Raw genomic sequence first — 19,723 nt, forward strand, 5'->3', positions numbered from 1 at the left:
CAACCACACTTGTGTTGGGCGTGCCGATCGTCGAAACTCTCCACTACCCAACCAGCCACAGGAATAAAGCATGCCTCGCGTTCGTTGTGTCACCGAGATGGGCATGGGCGTCGACGTCCACGGCAGGGACGCCACCAAGGCGGCCAAGCGAGCGGTCTCCGATGCCATCAGGCATTCCAGCCTCGGCTTCTTCCGGATGATCGGCAAGACCGCGAACGACATGTTCGTGGACGTCACGATCGGCGTGCCGAATCCAGAAACCGTCGACAAGGAAGCCGTCGCCAAGGAGCTGCCTTACGGCACCGTGACCGTCACCGCGGTCAAGGGCGGGCTGGAGATCCCCTCGGCCACGGAAGTGGCCAACGATCCCATCCTGATCGCCAATGCCGCCGTCATCGTCAGCTTCGACAAGGATTAGGCCGATGTCCGCGAGCGATGAGGCGCTGCTGGATCGCCCGATCTGGAGCGCGTTGACGACGAGCCAGAAGCATCTGGCCGAGGGCGGCCCGCGGGCTCTGCGCTATCCCGTGGACATGACGCCGTTTGCCGATATGGCGGACATGTCCGCGGCAAGTTTTGCGGCGCTCGGCGATCTCATGTCGGGCTCGCAAGTCGCGGTGCTGTTCACGCCCGAGCCCGTCGAAATTTGCGCCGGCTTCAAGGTGCTGCTCGCGGAGCCCGGCGAGCAGTTGATCGGCTCGCCCGCCGACACTTCGCTGCGCGATGCCGAGATCGTCCGCCTCGGCGCGACTGACGTTCCCGCCATGATGGCGCTGACCGAGCTGACCAAGCCCGGGCCGTTTGCGGCGCGGACGCACGAGCTCGGCACATTCCTCGGCATCCGTGCACGCGGCGAGCTGGTCGCCATGGCCGGCGAGCGGATGAAGCCGGGCAATTTCACCGAGATGACGGCGGTCTGCGTGCATCCCGATCATCGCGGTCGCGGTTACGCACAGGCGTTGCTCGCCGCCATCGCGCGCCAGATCGAGGCGCGCGGCGAAATTCCGTTCCTGCACGTGTTCGCGAGCAATACGTCTGCCATCGCGCTGTACCAGCGGCAGGGCATGCGGATTCGGCGGCGGCTGCAGGTCACCGTGCTGATGAAGCAGGGATGAGCTGCACCGTGGGCTTCATATCCTGAGAAATCGCGCTATATCGATTCCAACCACAAATCGGGGGGGGGAGCACATGGACGCCAGAACGACTGATTTTTCCGCCGTACGGACGGCGATGCAGCGCTACGTCGATCAGGAGATCATTCCCGGCGTATCCTGGGCCGTGCTGCGCGGCCGCGAGGTGGTCGATCAGCAATGCGTGGGCTTTGCCGACCGAGAGGCCAACACTGCGCTGCGGCCCGATCATATCTTCCGGGCGTTCTCCAACACCAAGATCTTCGTCACCTGCGCGATCATGCTGCTGGTCGAGCAAGGCCGCATCGGCCTCGATGACGCAGTCGAAAAATTCCTGCCGCAGCTCGGCAATCGCAAGGTGCTGAAGCAGAACGCTTCGAGCCTTGCCGATGTCGAGCCGGCGAAGAGCCCGATCACGATCCGCCAGCTCCTGACCCACACCTCCGGCCTCAGCTACGGCATCTTCGATCCCGGCACGGTGCTGTTCAAGGGTTACAACGAGGCGCGCGTGCTCAATCCGCTAACGCCGCTCAGCGACATGATCGACAGGCTCGCCGACCTGCCGCTGTCCTATCACCCTGGCACGGCCTGGGAATATTCCGTGGCGACCGACGTGCTCGGCCGTGTGGTCGAGGTCGTCTCGGGCCAGCCGCTCGACGCCTTCCTGAAGGCGCGCATCTTCGATTCCCTCGGCATGACCGACACCGGCTTTTATGTCCCCGAGACACAGCAGGGCAGGCTGGTCGCGCTCTACAACGGCGCCGACGTGCTCGACCCCATGAAGCCCGGCCTCACGCGGGCCGACCATTTGCCTTACCCGCAAGCCTATCGGCGGCCGCTGCCGCGGCTCTCGGGCGGCGGCGGTCTGGTCTCGACCTTGCCAGACATGCTCGCGCTGGTGTGTGCGCTGCTGCCCGGGTCCGATGCGTTGCTGAAGCCGGAAACGCTGCGGCAGATGATGACGAACCAGCTGCCCGCAGGCCAGACCATCCGCTTTGCCAATCTCGGCCCGATTCCCGGCAAGGGCTTTGGCCTCGGCGGCGCCGTCACCTTCGCGCCGACACCGTTCGATCCGCCGAACTCGACCGGTGAATTCCAATGGGGCGGCCTGGCCGGGACCCATTGGTGGATCTGTCCGGAAGCCAATACGGCGGGCGTGCTGATGGCCCAGCGCTATATGGGCTTCTGGAATCCGTTCTTCTTCGAGTTCAAGCGCCTGGCCTATCAGGCGGTCGGAGCCTGATCGCAAAAAATCTTCCGTCAGCGCGAATCCTTTTTGGCCGTCGCGTCCTCTTGTTGGTCGAGGCAATCGGTCTCGGCCCATATCGGAGGATGTGATGGGATTCTATCGAAAGAACATCGGCGGACTGCATCAGGTGGTGCGGGTCGTCCTGGGGATTGCGGTGGCGGCTGCGGCGTTCGTTTATCTTGCCGGCGCGACGGCATGGCTGGTCGCGCTCGGTGGCGCCGGTTTCGCACTGACCGGTCTCGTCGGTTATTGTCCGATGTGCGCGATGGCAGGCATCGGCAAGGGAGGGATGTCGTGAGCGCGGCGGCGATCTCGCCAAATCTGTTCGAGGCCGCGCGGCTCGGCGATGCCGAGGCGATTGCGCGTCTGCTCGAGACGACGCAGCCGGATATTCGTCGCTATGCGCGCGCGACCTGCCGCAGCTCGGCGGACGCGGAGGATGCGACGCAGGAGGCGCTCTGGATCCTGTTCCGTCACGTCGGCACGATCCGTTCGCTGCTGGCATTGTCGGCCTGGCTGTTCAGCGTGGTCCGGCGCGAATGCCTGCGGCTCGCGCGCCGGGCCGGCCTTGTGCCGGCGGTCGATGGCGCCGAGGCGGAGGCCGCACTGCTGTTGCGCCCTGAGGCCGATCTGCGGCTCGACGTCGCCGCGGCGTTCGAGGCGCTGCCGCCGCACTATCGCGATGTCGCGCTGATGCGCGACGTCAAGGAGATGACGATCGAAGAGATTGCCGCCGCGCTCGGCGCGAGCAGGCAGACCGTGAAGGCGCGGCTGCGTCGCGCCCGCGCGTTGATGCGCGAATATCTGACGAGATGAGAGACGACCGGATTAAGGAAAAGAATGGAGTGACGTGGGCGGGAGACGTCGCCTCCCGCCCGCGGTTCGCTTTAGTCCTTCCACGGATCGAACTCGCCTTCGCCGGCCATGGCGACGGCGAACGGCCGCAGCGTGTGCAGCACGCGCACGGTGCCGGCGTGCTGGGCCAGCACGTCCGGCAGGCGGCGATAGGCCATCGGGCTCTCGTCGAGGTCGGCACCGATCAAGGTGACGCCGCGCTCGTTCAGCCAACGGTCCATCTCCTCGCGCGAGAAGCGCCGCTTCGCCTCACGTCGTCCGAACAGGCGGCCGGCGCCGTGCACGGTCGAGTAGAGCGAGGCCTTGGCTTCCGGGCTGTCGACGCCTTCGAGGATGACGGCGTCGTCGCCCATCGAGCCGCCGACGAACCCCTTCTGGCCGGGAAACGCCGGCGTCGCGCCCTTGCGCACCACCCACAGATCCTTGCCGTCGTGGGTCTCACGCCAGGCATAATTGTGGTGGTTGTGCACGCTCTCGGTCACGCTGCCGCCGATGATCTGGCGGACGCGCTCGACGACCCATTCGCGGCCCGCATAGGCATAGCGCCCGGCGAGCTGCATCGCCGCGATGTAGCGGCGGCCGAGCTCGCTGTCCTCGTCGACGACGGCGGGCGGGACGTTCATGCCGTCCTTGCCGCCGGCGGCCTTGAGGTAGCGCGTCGCGGAGGTGTGCCCGAGACCGCGGCTGCCGAAGTGGACGCCGATCCAGACGAAGCCTTCCTCGTCGCGCATGAGGTCGACATAGTGGTTGCCCGATCCGACCGTGCCGAGCTGCTTCACCGCCTTCTGACGGTAGTCCTCCATGTCGCTTTCGCGCCAGGCCTCGCCGTCGTCGAACAGGTCGTGCTCGGCCCGTTCCGCGTTGGCACGTCCGACGCCGAACGAGATCACCTTGGCGACGTCGCGGATGATCGTGGGAGCGATCCCCGCGATGTCGTCGAAGCGCGTGTCGAGCCGAGCCGCCATGTTGCCGCAGCCAATGTCGAAGCCGACGCCGGAGATGCTGATCTGCTTCTCATAGGCGATCACCCCGCCGACCGGCTGCGCATAGCCGAGATGGCCGTCGGCGCAGATCACGCCGGAGACGACATTGCCGATGGCCATGCAATTGCGCATCTGCGCGATCGTCGCCTCCTCATGCGGGCCGAACACCTTCAGCGGCGCATTCTGGAAGCGGGCGTCCTGCGTCCGGAACGCGGCAATCGAGCTCGCGGTCGCATTGGCCTCGCGGGCAAGATGCTCCTTGCGCGCTGCGTCCTTGTACAGGCACCAGGCCGGCTGGCCGCGGCCTTCGCCGACGCGCGAGTCGGGATCGACACCGGCGGCGAGGCAGAGCTCGCGGGCGCGTTCCATGTAGGGATCGGGTCGTCGCATGGTCGTAGATCCTTGTCATTCCGCGCGCACCATAACGGGGGCGGGCGGATCATTTCAGAGATTTCGTTGGCCCCGGGCGCATCTCGCGTCCGGGGCCATTGTTGTTGCGCATCAGGTCAACGCCGTCTCGGACGCCGCGATCCACGCGACCACGGCCTCGGAGAAGCCGTTGACGCGGGTCCAGGCGCCGTGACCGACGCCGTGCTGATACGAGGCCACGTTGACCATGGTGCCGCGCGCCCTCGGCTCGGGCACCTGGTCGTGGCTCTGCTCGTCGGTGAAGACGATGAGGCGATCGCCCTTGCAGTCGATCTCCGTCACCGCCTTGCCGAGATAGGTTCCGCCATGCGGCTGCGAGTTGATGATCGCATCCCGCAGCGCGAAACCGCGGCGGGGAGGGACCTTCACGACCTCGTTGGAGAAGGTGAAGATCTCGACCTCGTCGCAGATCTCGCGGGCGAGAATGGCAAGGCCACACGCCGCCTCCGCGCGCGTCATTTCCGACTGCGCGGAGAGCGTTGCGAACATCGAGCCGGACACGTCGATCAGGAGCCGGGTGCGGCCCGGAAGCCGCACATGGTCCTTGATCGACTTGAGCATCGCAGCCTCGAGCTCGGGCTCGAAGTCCGGCGCATAGCGCGCCGCCGTGATGAAGCGATAGGGCAGGATACGATCCGTCCGCATCGCCTCGATCGCGCCTGCGATGGTCTCGCGCAGGACCTGCGCGTTCTGCATCAGGCGCAGATTGCGCAGTAGCGCCAGGCCGCCGAGCTTTCGCTCGGCGATCAGCCGCTCGAAGGTCTCGCGCTTGTTCTTGCCGGCCGAGAGCGAAACCTCCCAGGTGTCGGGGGAGGCGAGCTCGCCATCGACGAGCTGCTTCCACACCTTCGCCTGATCGGCGTCTTTCGGCTTGGCGTGCACCAGGAACAGAACGTCCCTGATCCGCACCGCGCCGTCGCGGTCCCACTTGGCGAGCTGATAGGCGTCGAACTTGGTCAGCGCGCGGGCAAGACCCTTCTTCACCTGTGCCGAGACCGGCTGGCGCTTGCGCTGCTGCATCGGCCCCAGCGCATCCGCCCAGTAGATCGCGAGCAGCTCCGTCATCTCGTCGGGACGCTGGATCACCTGGGCGAGCGTGTCGGCAACGAGGGTGCGGTGCTTCTCGTTCCGCGCCATCTCGCGGATGACGAGGAGCGGTGCGTGCCGCAGCTTCATCACTTCGCGCGCCTCGATCGCAAGCTGCGCGACGCGCGCGGGCGCGACCTTGGGCACGAGGGCCTTGATGCGGTCGGCGATGGCGACGCCATCCTCGTAGAACTGGTCCTCCCACAGGAGGCAGTTCATCAGCGCGCGCTTCAGCTCCATCTCGGGCGTGAAGCGAATTGCGCGTGCGCCCTCCCGCGTGAAGGCGCGAACGATCTTGTTGAGCCTGACCATGATGGCCTCCTCTTGGGTTGATGGGCGATGGAAACGGTGCCGGGGAACAGGCGAGGCTGTACTGCCCTTGCGGGCAAGTCACATGCTCAACCGCTGAGCTACGGACTTTCGTCCGGAAGGAGTCGAACCTTCGACATTGCGATCCGAAGTAACAGCGCTCCTCACCACCGGCGGTGGCTAGGGGACACGATCCGGGAACGGGCGATTGCTGTACCCGACGAGCCGAAGCTCGCCGGAAAGCGCTCTATCCTCTGAGCTACCGGTGCATGGGACACCGGGCGGGATTCGAACCCGCGACCTCTCGCGTTGCAGGCGAAGTAACAGAAATCTTCACCACGGATCGTGATGGGGTTGGCGGGGAACGATCGATGCTGTTGCTGCCCTTGCGGGCGATCCGCCTTTCGGCGCGCAGGGTTCGAACCTGCTCGGCGCTTTCCCGCCTTTACCACGAAGTAACAGACATCTTCACCACCGCCAGGCCAGTGCTTTCGCATCGGCCATTGATGGGTACGCTGGGGAACGGGCGATATCGGCTTTCAGTGACAACAACACAGTCTCTGTCCCCAACGGATAGATCCTGCGCCGGGCCGCGTGCAAGCCTTTTCCGAGGCCGCATCCCGGTGCGTGTGTCAAAGGCGGGAGGCATACCCGCTGTGCCGTGTGGAGAAGTATCCGACATCTTCACCACCAGCGTCGGTTGAGCCGCGATCCCTCACGGCAAACCGAGTTAGAAAAATTCGATCGCGGCGCTGTCGACGCGCCGCACATTGCGAACCCACTGGGTTCGCTCTGCCATCGGTGTCCGGCTCATCGCCTCGTTCCCTCCGGCAGGCCCCGCGCACTTGGGCACGCGCCTCTCCAGCGCGAGCCCCGAGATCCGGGTCTCTCGTTCCGGCCATTGCCGGGATGTTCGGTGGGGCCGCGCGGCGGGCAACAAAAAACCCTCCGGAGCGGCAGGCTCAGGAGGGTCCGTGAGAAGCGGACTGTCGATCTCGCGGTCAGGCAAGATCGCTCCCATGAGCCGGGCATGCGCAATCGAACAGCTTTGGGCTATTCGGTATGCGGACAGTTCTTTCGTAGCGGTACGACATCGCTCGGTTCATGGTGTCTGTCGCAAACGGAAGTGCTTGCGAGGGCGCGGGACATACGCCCGCAACTTGCGGATGTCAAGCGAGACGCGCGAGGAAACTGAAATTGACGGACGCATGACTTGCAAAAACTATCTGGGGCTCGACGGATTTCGCTTCGGCTGGGTCGCAGCGTGGATCGACGAGCGCGGCGATCAAGGCTTCGATTATTCGCCAAGCCTGATGCGTCTGCTCGCAATCCCGCACGCCCGCGCGATGATCGACATGCCGATCGGACTGAACGCGAGCGGCTACCGCGCCTGCGATTTGCGCGCACGCGAACTGATCGGCCCAGCCGTGTTTCTCGGCGCGCGCCGCGACCTCTGGGCGTTCCACGACATGGCGGCGGCCAATCGCCATTACTGGAAGCACGAAGGCGAGGGCAGGGGCGTGTCGGCGCAGCTCTGGAATATCAGGGACAAGATGAGGGAGGTCGACGAGGCCATGACGCCGGCGCGGCAGGCGACGATCGGCGAAGCGCATCCGGAATTGATCTTCTGGAATCTGGCAGGACGCGTGCGGCTCGAACCGAAGTCCTCGCCGCGGGGCCGCGAGCAGCGTATCGCGCTTTTGAGAGGCCGCGGCTTCACTGAGGTCAAGAGATGGCTCACGCTTCGCCACGGCACCGGGATCGGTCGCGACGATCTCATCGACGCCTGTGCCTGCGCTGTCGCAGCGCGCGACAGCACGCAATCCGTTGGTGACGGCAGGATCGATCCGCGCGGACTACGGATGGAGATCAACTTCTGAAGGCGATCAGCCCCGCCGCTCGCCTTTACCTTCCAGCCGGCAGCGACTATTGCGGCTTGGAGTCGAGCGGACGTCTTCGTCGTCCAGTCTTGTTGCTCTCGCTTCGTACTCCTCGGCCATCGCCCGCAACCGCTGCGCCGCTTTGCTGTGCGTGAGATCGTTCGCGACGCGGCGACAGCGTTCGGCGTGGTCGAGCAGGGCGCGTTTCTCGATGTTCATTAAGCGACAACGCGCGAGGGGGCCATTGGTCCCTTTGAGAGCCGCCGGAACAGAGCGATGCCGTCGCAGCGAGATCGGGAAAAAATAGCAATATTTTGTCGTCGCCTGGAACGTGGCGCCTGAGCCGACGTTCTACGCCAGAGGCTGTCGAGGGATATACAATACAATGTACGACGTGTGCCAATTGGCGACCGCGATGCTCGCGGTTGCCTTTACGGCCCTGCTGCTGATCACGGGTCAACGGTTCATCGAGTCTCGGCTGCAGTATGAAGCAATGCCCCCGTTCGTGGCGATGGCGACACTGCCGCCCTAGCACAGCCGGAAGTGACTTGCGCGGTGCGGTACCTTGCCTAGATTGAGCACGCCTCAGTCCATGCACCCAGAGTCCCGATGTCCGATATGTCCTCCATTCCTGTCCCCAACTGGGACCGTCTGTCAGTCTTTCCGATCACCAGGCGCTGGCCACCCAAGCATCCGGAATTACTTCAGCTCTATTCGCTGCCGACGCCGAACGGCGTCAAGGTTTCGATCATGCTGGAGGAGATCGAGCTTCCTTACGAAGCGCATCTGGTCGACTTCGGCAAGGACGACCAGAAGACGCCCGAATTCCTCTCGCTCAATCCCAACGGTAAGATTCCGGCGATCCTCGATCCCAACGGTCCCCGCGACAGGAAACCATTGGCGCTGTTCGAGTCCGGGGCGATCCTGCAATATCTCGCGGAGAAGACCGGCAAGCTGCTGCCGCAGGATGCCGCGCGGCGTTATCAGACGCTGCAGTGGCTGCACTTCCAGATGGGCAGCGTCGGGCCGATGTTCGGTCAGGTCGGCTTCTTCCACAAATTCGCCGGCAAGGATTACGAGGACAAGCGGCCTCGTGACCGCTACGTCGCCGAAGCCAAGCGCCTGCTCGGCGTGATGGATACGCATCTGGCCGGCCGGCAATGGTTCATGGATGACGACTACACCATTGCCGACATCTCCATGCTCGGCTGGGTGCGCAATCTCATCGGCTTTTATGGCGCCGGCGATCTCGTCGAATTCGCCCAGTTCAAGGCGGTCGGCGCCTGGCTCGAACGCGGCCTCGCGCGTCCCGCGGTGCAGCGCGGATTGAACATTCCGGCAAGGCCCTGACAAGGCCCTGAGGCTAGAACAGCCGTCCGCCGTTCGGCACCGGCTTGCTCGGCTGCACCAGCACCACCTTGCCGTCGGCATCGGGGAAGCCGAGCGTCAGCACCTCGGAGACGACCGGGCCGATCTGGCGCGGCGGGAAATTGACGACGGCCGCGACCTGTTGGCCCACGAGACTTTCAAGCGGGTGGTTTTCGGTGATCTGGGCCGAGCTCTTGCGCACGCCGATGGCGGGGCCGAAATCGATCCACAGCCGCCAGGCCGGCTTGCGCGCTTCCGGAAACGGTTTGGCGTCGACGATGGTGCCGACACGGACGTCGACCGCGAGGAATGTGTCGAAGTCGATGGTCGGTGCGGCCGCCGCTGCGGGATCGTGGGTGACGTGCATGGGATGTCCGTTCGGTGGGGTGACGCGTCTCGCGACATTGTCGCGCGACGCGGAGTTTCGTACAACGCCACGCACATCACCGCTACGCCATGCGCGAGGACCGTCTTGCCCACCATCATCTACGGCATCAAGAACTGCGACACCATGAAGAAGGCCCGCGCCTGGCTCGATGGCCATGGCGTGGCTTACGCGTTTCACGACTACAAGGCGGCGGGTGTCGAGAAGGACAGGCTGAAGCAGTGGAGCGACAAGGTCGGTTGGGAGACCCTGCTCAATCGCGCCGGGACGACCTTCAAGAAGCTGCCCGACTCCGACAAGGAAGGCCTCACCGAGAAGAAGGCGCTGGCCTTGATGCTAGCGCAACCATCGATGATCAAGCGGCCGGTGCTCGAAATCGGCGGCAAGCTGTTGGTCGGCTTCAAGCCGGATATCTATGCCAAGGAGGTCGGCGGCAAGGCGCGCTGACGGCTAGTTCAGCTCAATGATCTCGTTGGAGATGGCGCGGCCCGGCTGGTCCGAGAACTCGACCGGATCGGCGGGTGCGATGCGGCCGGGGGCGCGATGAAACAGCTCGCGATCGATCACGGCCCGCAGCTTCGGGCGCGGCAGCGCGTCATTTCCGCGCATCAGATTCTTGATCTCGAAGCCGCCGTCCTCGCAGAAGGTCTTTACTGACGCGATGACGTGGCTGACCCTGCCGTCGGTCAGGAACGGCAGCAGCAGCCGCTCATACGCGACGATTCGGCCATAGGCGTCGTCGACGTCGGCAACGCTGTAGATCGGAAGGCCGCGCGCGACGCATTCATGATAGATCGGCATCACGTATGGTGCGAGCCGCGGCCCGACGTAATCATCGAGCGAAACGCCCTTGCCGGTATGCCCATAGGCGCGCGAGATGCGCGTGCCTTCGCTCTGGATGACCAGACGCGGCGTCGGCGTCGAAAGCTCCACCGTATAATAGATGAGATCCGACAGCTCCTCCTCGAGCCGCGCGGGCTGATACTCCCAGATCGCGGGAGCGATCTGCTGGCGCGCATAAAGTCGCAGCCACGTGTTGAGGAGATCACGCTGGCGGATCGACTTGACGACGGAGGGAGCGGCGCTTGCAAAATCCAAGACAATATTCTCCGCGCGTGAAAACCCTGGGATGATCGGGCTTGCGGGAAAATTTTCGATGAAGGCTGGCGCGGGAGACGAAAGACCGTTAACGACGGCTTGATGGCCGGTGCCTTGCGAACCGGAAAGGCCGGGCAGGCACGACATCGACCTCTGCGACTAAGGGAGCATTTGTACCCCGGCCGGAGGCCTGACCTGCTCAGCTTTCCGCCTTGCCTAACCCCCGTCACCTCCGGCATATTCCGCGCCCGGAGGCGGCGCCCCGGTGGGCTGCAAGTCCTCCGGACAGCCGAAGCAACAAGGACAGCCACGCGCCGCGCGCGGGCAGGGGGAAAACTGTTTGGCCGATGAGTTCATTCTCGAAACGGAAGGCTTGACCAAGGAGTTCGCGGGCTTCTTCGCCGTCCGCGACGTTGCGCTCAAGGTTCGCCGTGGGAGCATTCATGCGTTGATCGGCCCGAACGGGGCCGGCAAGACGACCTGCTTCAATCTTCTGACCAAGTTCCTCAAGCCGTCGGCCGGGAAAATCCTGTACAAAGGGCAGGACATCACCGCGATGGCGCCGGCGGATGTGGCCCGCATGGGGCTGGTCCGTTCGTTCCAGATTTCGGCGGTGTTTCCCCATCTCACCGCGCTCGAGAACGTCCGTGTCGCGCTGCAGCGCCAGCATGGCTCTTCGTTCGATTTCTGGCGCTCCAAGTCGGTGCTCAACCGCTTCAACGACCGCGCGCGCGAGCTGTTGAACGATGTCGGCCTCAACGAGTTTGCCAACACGCCGGCGGTCGAGATGCCCTATGGGCGCAAGCGTGCACTTGAGATTGCGACCACGCTGGCGCTCGACCCGGAGATGATGCTGCTCGACGAGCCGATGGCCGGCATGGGCCACGAGGACATCGACAAGATCGCGGCGCTGATCAAGCGCATCTCCGCGAAATACACCATCCTGATGGTCGAGCATAACTTAAGCGTCGTGGCCAACCTCTCCGATATCATCACCGTGCTGACGCGCGGGCAGGTGCTCGCGCAAGGCCACTACTCCGAGCTCACCAAGGACGAGCGCGTCAAGGAAGCTTACCTGGGAGCCGGTCATGCCTGATACAGCGATCGCCGAGGCTCCGGCCAGGGCTGCGACTGGCGGGAATATCCTGCAAGTCCGCAACTTGGAAGCCTGGTACGGCGAGTCTCACATCCTGCACGGGATCAACTTCGACGTGAACGCGGGCGAGGTCGTCACCCTGCTCGGGCGCAACGGCGCCGGCAAGACGACGACGCTGAAGTCGATCATGGGCATCATCGGCAAGCGCACCGGCTCGGTGAAGTTCAACAACCAGGAGATCATCCGCGCGACCTCCGACAAGATCGCGCGCATGGGCGTCGCCTTCTGTCCGGAAGAGCGGGGCATATTCTCCAGCCTCGACGTCCGCGAGAATTTGATGCTGCCGCCGGTTGTCCGCGAAGGCGGTTTGCCGCTCGACCAGATCTTCGAGCTGTTCCCGAACCTGAAGGAGCGGCTGAACAGCCAGGGCACCAAGCTGTCGGGCGGCGAGCAGCAGATGCTGGCGATCGCGCGCATCCTACGCACCGGCGCGAGCTTCCTGATGCTGGACGAGCCGACCGAGGGTCTTGCACCCGTCATCATCCAGCAGATCGGCCATACCATTGCGCGGCTCAAGAAGGAGGGCTTCACGATCCTCCTGGTCGAGCAGAACTTCCGCTTCGCTTCCACCGTCGCCGACCGCTATTACGTAGTCGAGCACGGCAAGATCATTGACGGGTTTTCCAATTCGGAGCTTGCCGCCAACATGGACAAGCTCCACACCTATCTCGGTGTGTAGCCGAGCAGGCCGGACGATCGAGAGTAACTATCAAAGGAATATTGGGAGGTCGGATTATGAAGCACAGCATTTCGGCAATGTTGCTCGGGACGGCCCTGGCGCTCGGCGCGGCAGGCGGCGCGGTCGCGCAGGACAAGAACATCAAGATCGGCGTGCTGACCGACAATTCAGGACTTTATGCCGATCTCGGTGGCGCCGGCTCGACCGTCGCCGCACAGATGGCGATCGAGGATTCCGGGCTCGCTGCCAAGGGCTGGAAGCTCGACCTGATCTCCGCCGACCATCAGAACAAGCCCGACATCGGCTCCACGATTGCTCGGCAATGGATCGACGTCGAGAAGGTCGACATCTTCATGGATGTCCTGAACTCCGGCGTTGCGCTGGCGGTGAACAATATCGTCAAAGAGAAGAATTCCATCCTGATCAACACAGGTGCGGCGACGTCGGATCTCACCAACGCGCAATGCTCGCCGAATACGGTCCACTGGGTCTATGATACCTATATGCTGGCCAACAGTACCGGGCAGGCGCTGGTGAAGGCGGGCGGCGACACCTGGTATTTTCTCACCGCGGACTACGCCTTTGGCCATGCCCTCGAGCGCGACACCGCCGCGGTGGTGGTGAAGTCGGGCGGCAAGGTGATCGGCAACGTCAAGCATCCCCTGAATACCGCTGACTTCTCGTCCTTCCTGCTTCAGGCGCAGGCCTCCAAAGCCAAGATCATCGGCATGGCGAATGCCGGCGGCGACACCACCAACACCATCAAGCAGGCGTCCGAGTTCGGCATCGTCTCGGGCGGCCAGAAGCTTGCGGGTCTGCTGCTCTTCATCACCGACGTGCACTCGCTCGGTCTGAAGGTGGCGCAGGGCTTGAATTTCACCGAGACCTTCTATTGGGACATGAACGACGGCACGCGCGCCTTCTCCAAACGCTTTTCCGAGCGGATGAAGAACAAGGCGATGCCCTCGATGGTGCAGGCCGGCGTCTATTCGGGCCTGCTGCACTACTTCAAGGCGCTGGAGGCGATGGGCGGCAATCCGCATGACGGGGCCAAGGTGGTCGCCAAGATGAAGGAGATGCCGACCGACGATGCGTTGTTCGGCAAGGGAACGATCCGTGCGGACGGTCGCAAGCTGCATCCGGCCTATCTGTTCGAGGTCAAGAAGCCCGAGGAATCCAAGGGCCCCTGGGACTATTACAAGCTGATCGGCACGACCCCCGGCGACCTGGCCTTCCGGCCGCTGTCGGAAAGCGCCTGTCCGCTGGTGAAGAAGTAACGGTGAACGATGCGGGCCGGCGCGCAACGGCGCCGGCCTGTCTTTGAGGAATAGAAGGGACCGGGTGCGGGATCGATGCAGGCTCTCTACGCTCAGCTACTGGTGGGACTGATCAACGGCTCGTTCTACGCGCTGCTCAGTCTCGGGCTTGCCGTCATCTTCGGCATGCTCAACATCATCAATTTCGCCCACGGCGCGCTCTACATGATGGGCGCCTTCGTCGCCTATTTCCTGTTGAACCTTGGTGGCATCAATTATTGGTGGGCGCTGCTGCTGGCGCCGATCATCGTCGGCATCTTCGGCATGATCCTGGAACGGACCATGCTGCAATGGCTAACCGGGCTCGATCATCTCTACGGCCTGCTCCTGACCTTCGGCATCGCGCTGATCGTGCAGGGCGTGTTCCAGAACTATTTCGGCTCCTCGGGCCTGCCTTACGCCATTCCCGAGCAGCTCAGGGGCGGCATGAATCTCGGCTTCATGTTCCTGCCGATCTACCGCGGCTGGGTCGTCGTGTTCTCGCTGGCGGTGTGCCTTGCGACCTGGTTTCTCATCGAGAAGACGCAGCTCGGCGCCTACCTGCGCGCCGCCACTGAAAATCCGACGCTGGTGCGTGCCTTCGGCATCAACGTGCCGCGCATGATCACGCTCACTTACGGTCTCGGCGTCGGCCTTGCCGCGCTTGCCGGCGTGCTCTCGGCGCCGATCAACCAGGTGCGGCCGCTGATGGGTGCCGACCTCATCATCGTCGTGTTCGCGGTGGTGGTGATCGGCGGCATGGGCTCGATCATGGGCTCCATCATCACCGGCTTTGCGCTCGGCGTGATCGAGGGCCTGACCAAGTATTTCTACCCCGAGGCCTCCAACACCGTCGTGTTCGTGCTGATGGTGCTGGTGCTGCTGGTGAAGCCGACGGGATTGACGGGAAGGGCGGCCTGAGATGACAACCCTGACGGACGACACGCTTCCTGTGACCCCGCGCGCAATGCGCGACGAGATGATTGTATTCGCAGTGATGGCGCTGCTGCTCGCAGCGGTGCCGTTCACGGGCGTCTATCCGTTCTTCGTGATGCAGGCGCTGTGCTTTGCGCTGCTCGCCTGCGCCTTCAATCTGCTGGTCGGCTATGGCGGCTTGCTGTCGTTCGGCCACGCGATGTTTCTGGGCACGGCCGGCTATTGCAGCGCGCATGCGCTGAAGGTCTGGGCGCTGCCGCCCGAGCTCGGCATTCTCGTCGGCGTCGCCGCGGCGTTCGTGCTCTCGATCGTCACCGGCTACATCTCGATCCGACGCCAGGGCATCTATTTCTCGATGATCACGCTGGCGCTGTCGCAGCTCCTGTACTTCATCTATCTCCAGGCCCCGTTCACCCATGGTGAGGACGGCATCCAGGGCATCCCGCAGGGACGCATGTTCGGCGTGCTCGATCTGTCCAAGCCGACGGTGCTGTACTATGTCGTGCTGGTCGGCTTCCTCGCCGGCTTCCTCCTGATCTTCCGCATCATCAACTCGCCGTTCGGCGAGGTGCTGAAATCGATCCGCGAGAACGAGCAGCGCGCGATCTCGCTCGGCTACCGCACCGACCAATACAAGTTCCTGGCCTTCGTGCTGTCGGGGACGCTCGCCGGACTTGCCGGTGCGCTGAAGGTGTTCGTGGCGCAGAACGCTTCGCTCACCGACGTGCACTGGACGATGTCGGGCGAGGTCGTGCTGATGACGCTGGTCGGCGGGCTCGGCACCGTTTTCGGTCCCGTGGTCGGCGCCTTCGTGATCATCGCCATGCAGCAATATCTGGCCGGCTTCGGCCAGTGGGTGACGGTGATCCAAGGCGCGATCTTCGTGGTCTGCGTGCTCACCTTCCGCCGCGGCGTCGTCGGCGAAATCGCGCATTACTTCCGGCGATCGCTCTAAGTAACTGGTATTGCATCAGTTTCATTGATGCATGAAAGCGGTGGATGATCCGGCTCCGCGGGCGTGAGGCGACACGCGCGCGGATCGAAAATGGTCTATGACAGTTTTGTGACAGCCCTTGCGGGCCTGACCATTTTCCAACCGGTAGTTTGTCCCCATGATGCGATGGTTTCGTGCGTTCCTGCCCAGGGAAGAGCGGTTCTTCGACCTGTTCGACCGCCATGCCCAGACCGTGATCCAGGGCGCGGTCGCGCTCCAGGGCATGCTCAACGGGGGCGAGGAGACGCCGGTCTATTGCCAGCGCGTCAACCAGTTCGAGAACGACGCCGACAATATCACCCGCGAGGTGCTGACGGCGGTGCGCCGCACCTTCATCACCCCGTTCGACCGCGGCGACATCAAGAACCTGATCACGTCGCTGGACGATGCCATCGACCAGATGCAGCAGACGGCCAAGGCCGTGATGCTGTTCGAGGTGCGCAGTTTCGAGCCGCCGATGCGCGAGATCGGCGGACTCTTGATCGAATGCGCCAATCTGGTCGGCCGTGCGCTGCCGCTGATGCAGGAGATCGGCAAGAACGTCGCCATGCTGACCGCGATCACCGAGGAGCTCGGCAAGCTCGAGGGCCGTGTCGACGATCTCCACGACATCGGCCTGAAGGAGCTGTTCCTCAAGCATCGCGACGGCAATGCGATGGACTTCATCGTAGGCGTCGAGATTTACGACCATCTCGAGAAGGTCGCCGACCGCTTCGACGACGTCGCCAACGAGATCAACAGCATCGTCATCGAGCAAGTGTAGGGCAGGGCCGCCGTGGATGCTGCGTTGGCTTTTCCCGTCCTGGTCGGCTTGATCGCCGTCGCTCTGCTGTTCGACTTCCTGAACGGCCTGCACGACGCCGCCAATTCGATCGCGACCATCGTCTCGACCCGAGTGCTGCGGCCGCAATTCGCGGTGTTTTGGGCCGCGTTCTTCAATTTCATCGCGTTCCTGGTGTTCGGGCTGCACGTCGCCCAGACCATCGGCACAGGCATCATCGATCCCGCGGTCGTCGACGCCCAGGTGATCTTCGCAGCCCTCGTCGGCGCCATCGTCTGGAACCTCGTGACCTGGGCGCTCGGCATTCCATCGTCGTCGTCGCACGCGCTGATCGGCGGGCTAGTCGGCGGCGGCTTGGCCAAGGCCGGTATTTCGGCCGCGGTGTGGAGCGGCCTGTCCAAGACCGTGTTGGCCATCGTGCTGTCGCCGCTGGTTGGCTTCCTGCTCGCAATGGCGCTGGTTGCGATCGTGTCCTGGGCCTCGGTGCGCTCGACGCCGTTCGCGGTCGACCGCGCCTTCCGCATCCTGCAATTCGTCTCCGCGTCGCTCTATTCGCTCGGCCATGGCGGCAACGACGCGCAGAAGACCATGGGCATCATCGCGGTGTTGCTCTATTCGCAGGGCCATCTCGGCAGCGAGTTCTCGGTGCCGTTCTGGGTGGTGCTGTCGTGCCAGGCGGCGATGGCGCTGGGCACGCTGATGGGCGGCTGGCGCATCGTCCGCACCATGGGCCTGCGCATCACGAAATTGACCCCGATGCAGGGCTTTTGCGCCGAGACCGGGGGCGCGGTGACTCTGTTCATGGCGACCTACCTCGGGGTTCCTGTCTCGACCACCCACACCATCACCGGCGCCATCGTCGGCGTCGGCGCCGCCCGCCGCGTCTCGGCCGTGCGCTGGAACGTCGCAAGCTCCATCGTCTATGCCTGGGTGATCACGATCCCGGCCTCAGGCATCGTGGCCGCGCTGACCTGGTGGGTGGTCCAGCTCGTCAAGTGACGAGCTTCAGTCCGATGATGCCGGCGACGATCAGGCCGATGCTGGCGAGGCGGAAGGCCGTCGCCGGCTCGCCGAACAGAACCATGCCGAGCGTCGCGGTGCCGACCGCGCCGATGCCGGTCCAGACCGCATAGGCGGTTCCGACGGGCAGGGATTTGAGCGCAAATCCGAGCAGGATGACGCTGCCGGCCATGGCCGCGAGCGTGACCGCGGACGGGACAAGCTTGCTAAAGCCCTCGGTGTATTTCAGGCCGATGGCCCAGGTGATCTCGAGGAGACCGGCGACGAACAGGATGCTCCAGGCCATGACGACCCTCCATTCAAGGCAGGGTCGTCCCCGCGGCTGGTGTGCTGATGGGCAGGGAGGTCGTCCTCCCAAAACGGGGATATGGGGCTGGCCGGAAACCTTCGCAATCACCAAATGAGGCTTGATCAGGCCCGTTTTCCCTGCCACACGCTCCCGCCATGTCCGACATCGCCGCCACCACAGCCGAATCGCCGGCCCGTTCCCCGCTTGCCGCCGAGGTGGCGAGGCGGCGGACCTTTGCGATCATCTCCCATCCCGACGCCGGCAAGACCACGCTGACCGAAAAGCTGCTGCTGTTCGGCGGCGCTATCAACCTCGCCGGCCAGGTCAAGGCCAAAGGCGAGCGGCGCAACACGCGTTCGGACTGGATGAAGATCGAGCGCGAACGCGGCATCTCGGTGGTGACCTCGGTGATGACCTTCGAGTTCGAAGGCCTCGTCTTCAACCTGCTGGACACGCCGGGCCACGAGGACTTTTCGGAGGACACCTATCGCACGCTGACGGCGGTCGATTCCGCCGTGATGGTGATCGACGCGGCCAAGGGTATCGAGGCGCGCACCCGAAAGCTGTTCGAGGTGTGCCGTCTGCGCGACATCCCGATCATCACCTTCATCAACAAGATGGACCGCGAGAGCCGCGACGTGTTCGAGCTGCTCGACGAGATCGAGAAGACGCTGGCGCTCGACACCACGCCGATGACCTGGCCGGTCGGCCGCGGCCGCGACTTCCTCGGCACCTATGACGTCGTCAATGGCGGCGTGCGCCTGCTCGAAGGCGGCGGCGCCAAGACCGGCGCGGCGCTCGAGATCGAGATCGAAGAGCTCGCCAAGCTCAACGCCAATCTCGACGTCTCCGCCGTGAAGGACGAGCTCGAGCTCGTCACCGAGGCGTCGAAGCCGTTCGAGCTGGACGCGTTCCGCGAGGGACATCTGACGCCGGTCTATTTCGGCAGCGCGCTGCGTAATTTCGGCGTCGGAGACCTCCTGGAGGGCCTCGGCAAGTTTGCGCCCGAGCCGCGCGCGCAGGACAGCGACCAGCGCAAGGTCGAGGCCACCGATCCCAGGATGAGCGCCTTCGTGTTCAAGATCCAGGCCAACATGGATCCCAACCACCGCGACCGCATCGCGTTTGCGCGCCTGTGTTCGGGCAAGCTCAGCCGCGGCATGAAGGCCAAGCTCGTGCGCACCGGCAAGAGCATGCCGCTGTCGAGCCCGCAATTCTTCTTCGCACAGGACCGCTCGGTCGCGGACGAAGCCTTCGCCGGCGACGTCGTCGGCATTCCCAACCACGGCACGCTGCGCATCGGCGATACGCTGACCGAGGGCGAGGATTTCAACTTCGTCGGCGTGCCGAGCTTCGCGCCGGAAATCGTCCGCCGTGTCCGTCTCACCGACGCGATGAAGGCGAAGAAGCTGAAGGAAGCGCTGCAGCAGATGTCGGAAGAGGGCGTGGTGCAGGTGTTCCGCCCCCGCGACGGCGCCCCGGCGCTGGTCGGGGTGGTCGGCGCGCTGCAGCTCGATGTTCTCAAGGCCCGGCTCGAGGCGGAATATTCGCTGCCGGTCGAATTCGAGGTCAGCGAGTTCCAGCTGGCGCGCTGGGTCTCCTCGGAGGACCGCAAGAAGCTCGACAGCTTCATCGCCGCCAATAATTCGAGCATTGCCGACGACGTCGACGGCGATCCTGTCTATCTCGCCCGGAACGAGTTCTACCTCGGCTACACCAAGGAGCGTGCCGAGGGCATCGAGTTCAGCAACGTCAAGGACGTCAAGAAAAAGGGGTAATGTTTCCCAGACGTTCTCCGTGA

The 19,723-nt window shown here is 64.1% G+C and carries 23 protein-coding genes and 1 tRNA gene; 17 read left to right on the forward strand and 7 right to left on the reverse strand.

The genetic code is table 11. From position 1 onward, the window contains the following. Window positions 1–70: 70 nt before the first annotated feature. The 5 genes from N2605_RS14235 (at window position 71) to N2605_RS14255 (ending at window position 3,195) form a co-directional block, all read left to right on the forward strand. Complete coding sequence (locus tag N2605_RS14235) at window positions 71–418, forward strand: Lin0512 family protein (protein WP_225140228.1); 348 nt, start codon at window positions 71–73, stop codon at window positions 416–418. Window positions 419–422: 4 nt separating this feature from the next. Further along, the gene (locus tag N2605_RS14240) at window positions 423–1,115 is read left to right on the forward strand and encodes a GNAT family N-acetyltransferase (RefSeq protein WP_225150989.1); all 693 of its coding nucleotides are present in this window, start codon (window positions 423–425) and stop codon (window positions 1,113–1,115) included. Between the two features lie 73 nt (window positions 1,116–1,188). Next, window positions 1,189–2,373, forward strand: coding sequence for a serine hydrolase domain-containing protein (locus N2605_RS14245; protein WP_225150987.1), 1,185 nt, complete (start codon window positions 1,189–1,191; stop codon window positions 2,371–2,373). Window positions 2,374–2,467: 94 nt separating this feature from the next. Next, window positions 2,468–2,677 carry a YgaP family membrane protein gene (locus N2605_RS14250; protein ID WP_225150985.1) on the forward strand — a complete coding sequence of 70 codons (210 nt, stop codon included), beginning with the start codon at window positions 2,468–2,470 and terminating at the stop codon, window positions 2,675–2,677. Further along, window positions 2,674–3,195, forward strand: coding sequence for an RNA polymerase sigma factor (locus tag N2605_RS14255; RefSeq protein ID WP_225150983.1), 522 nt, complete (start codon window positions 2,674–2,676; stop codon window positions 3,193–3,195). Before N2605_RS14250 ends, N2605_RS14255 begins: the two co-directional genes overlap by 4 nt. 71 nt (window positions 3,196–3,266) lie before the next feature. Here N2605_RS14255 and N2605_RS14260 read toward each other — a convergent pair whose 3' ends face one another. From N2605_RS14260 to N2605_RS14270, 3 genes are all read right to left on the reverse strand, one after another. Continuing rightward, window positions 3,267–4,607, reverse strand: coding sequence for an RtcB family protein (locus N2605_RS14260; protein WP_036022627.1), 1,341 nt, complete (start codon window positions 4,605–4,607; stop codon window positions 3,267–3,269). Window positions 4,608–4,718: 111 nt separating this feature from the next. After that, window positions 4,719–6,044, reverse strand: a complete 1,326-nt coding sequence (locus N2605_RS14265) for a TROVE domain-containing protein (protein WP_260347124.1) — start codon at window positions 6,042–6,044, stop codon at window positions 4,719–4,721. A gap of 107 nt (window positions 6,045–6,151) precedes the next feature. Continuing rightward, window positions 6,152–6,307 (reverse strand) — tRNA-Arg (locus tag N2605_RS14270). 942 nt (window positions 6,308–7,249) lie between these two features. Here N2605_RS14270 and N2605_RS14275 point away from each other — a divergent pair. Next, the gene (locus N2605_RS14275; protein WP_036000909.1) at window positions 7,250–7,921 is read left to right on the forward strand and encodes a DUF429 domain-containing protein; all 672 of its coding nucleotides are present in this window, start codon (window positions 7,250–7,252) and stop codon (window positions 7,919–7,921) included. Between the two features lie 6 nt (window positions 7,922–7,927). Here the strand turns inward: N2605_RS14275 and N2605_RS14280 are convergent, their stop codons facing one another. Continuing rightward, window positions 7,928–8,140, reverse strand: coding sequence for a hypothetical protein (locus tag N2605_RS14280; RefSeq protein WP_157783966.1), 213 nt, complete (start codon window positions 8,138–8,140; stop codon window positions 7,928–7,930). A 166-nt stretch (window positions 8,141–8,306) separates the two neighbouring features. Here N2605_RS14280 and N2605_RS14285 point away from each other — a divergent pair, with 166 nt between their 5' ends. Further along, window positions 8,307–8,453: a hypothetical protein gene (locus N2605_RS14285; protein ID WP_192893234.1), complete on the forward strand. Its 147-nt coding sequence runs from the start codon at window positions 8,307–8,309 to the stop codon at window positions 8,451–8,453. Window positions 8,454–8,539: 86 nt separating this feature from the next. Continuing rightward, entirely contained in the window at window positions 8,540–9,271 is a 732-nt protein-coding gene (locus tag N2605_RS14290; RefSeq protein ID WP_036022638.1) for a glutathione S-transferase N-terminal domain-containing protein, read from the forward strand. 13 nt (window positions 9,272–9,284) lie between these two features. Here the strand turns inward: N2605_RS14290 and N2605_RS14295 are convergent, their stop codons facing one another. Continuing rightward, complete coding sequence (locus N2605_RS14295; RefSeq protein WP_057028941.1) at window positions 9,285–9,656, reverse strand: tRNA-binding protein; 372 nt, start codon at window positions 9,654–9,656, stop codon at window positions 9,285–9,287. Between the two features lie 105 nt (window positions 9,657–9,761). Between N2605_RS14295 and N2605_RS14300 the strand changes: the two genes are divergently transcribed. Then, window positions 9,762–10,121, forward strand: coding sequence for an ArsC family reductase (locus tag N2605_RS14300; RefSeq protein WP_036000881.1), 360 nt, complete (start codon window positions 9,762–9,764; stop codon window positions 10,119–10,121). A gap of 3 nt (window positions 10,122–10,124) precedes the next feature. On the opposite strand, the gene N2605_RS14305 is transcribed toward N2605_RS14300, so the two are convergent. Next, window positions 10,125–10,772, reverse strand: coding sequence for a hypothetical protein (locus N2605_RS14305; protein ID WP_167361655.1), 648 nt, complete (start codon window positions 10,770–10,772; stop codon window positions 10,125–10,127). Between the two features lie 340 nt (window positions 10,773–11,112). Here N2605_RS14305 and N2605_RS14310 point away from each other — a divergent pair, with 340 nt between their 5' ends. From N2605_RS14310 to N2605_RS14340, 7 genes are all read left to right on the forward strand, one after another. Beyond that, the gene (locus tag N2605_RS14310) at window positions 11,113–11,868 is read left to right on the forward strand and encodes an ABC transporter ATP-binding protein (RefSeq protein WP_018317619.1); all 756 of its coding nucleotides are present in this window, start codon (window positions 11,113–11,115) and stop codon (window positions 11,866–11,868) included. After that, window positions 11,861–12,607 (forward strand): ABC transporter ATP-binding protein, encoded by a 747-nt coding sequence (locus N2605_RS14315; RefSeq protein ID WP_036022650.1) that lies wholly within the window; start codon window positions 11,861–11,863, stop codon window positions 12,605–12,607. The genes N2605_RS14310 and N2605_RS14315 overlap by 8 nt, the downstream gene beginning before the upstream one ends. Before the next feature lie 56 nt (window positions 12,608–12,663). Then, window positions 12,664–13,884, forward strand: coding sequence for an ABC transporter substrate-binding protein (locus N2605_RS14320; RefSeq protein WP_036000846.1), 1,221 nt, complete (start codon window positions 12,664–12,666; stop codon window positions 13,882–13,884). A 75-nt stretch (window positions 13,885–13,959) separates the two neighbouring features. Continuing rightward, the gene (locus N2605_RS14325) at window positions 13,960–14,823 is read left to right on the forward strand and encodes a branched-chain amino acid ABC transporter permease (RefSeq protein WP_036022653.1); all 864 of its coding nucleotides are present in this window, start codon (window positions 13,960–13,962) and stop codon (window positions 14,821–14,823) included. 1 nt (window position 14,824) lies between these two features. After that, window positions 14,825–15,793, forward strand: coding sequence for a branched-chain amino acid ABC transporter permease (locus tag N2605_RS14330; protein WP_036022655.1), 969 nt, complete (start codon window positions 14,825–14,827; stop codon window positions 15,791–15,793). A gap of 157 nt (window positions 15,794–15,950) precedes the next feature. Then, the gene (locus N2605_RS14335) at window positions 15,951–16,595 is read left to right on the forward strand and encodes a DUF47 domain-containing protein (RefSeq protein ID WP_036000836.1); all 645 of its coding nucleotides are present in this window, start codon (window positions 15,951–15,953) and stop codon (window positions 16,593–16,595) included. A gap of 12 nt (window positions 16,596–16,607) precedes the next feature. After that, entirely contained in the window at window positions 16,608–17,612 is a 1,005-nt protein-coding gene (locus N2605_RS14340; protein WP_036022657.1) for an inorganic phosphate transporter, read from the forward strand. On the opposite strand, the gene sugE is transcribed toward N2605_RS14340, so the two are convergent. After that, window positions 17,605–17,919: a quaternary ammonium compound efflux SMR transporter SugE gene (gene sugE, locus N2605_RS14345; RefSeq protein WP_036022660.1), complete on the reverse strand. Its 315-nt coding sequence runs from the start codon at window positions 17,917–17,919 to the stop codon at window positions 17,605–17,607. The two genes, N2605_RS14340 and sugE, sit on opposite strands and share 8 nt — an antisense overlap. Window positions 17,920–18,077: 158 nt before the next feature. On the opposite strand from sugE, the gene N2605_RS14350 reads away from it, so the two are divergent. Then, on the forward strand, window positions 18,078–19,700 hold the full coding sequence (locus N2605_RS14350; protein ID WP_036034125.1) for a peptide chain release factor 3: 1,623 nt from the start codon (window positions 18,078–18,080) through the stop codon (window positions 19,698–19,700). The last annotated feature ends 23 nt before the right edge of the window (window positions 19,701–19,723 follow it).

The sequence above is a fragment of the Bradyrhizobium yuanmingense genome, from assembly GCF_025200905.1.
Taxonomy (GTDB): Bacteria; Pseudomonadota; Alphaproteobacteria; order Rhizobiales; family Xanthobacteraceae; genus Bradyrhizobium; species Bradyrhizobium yuanmingense.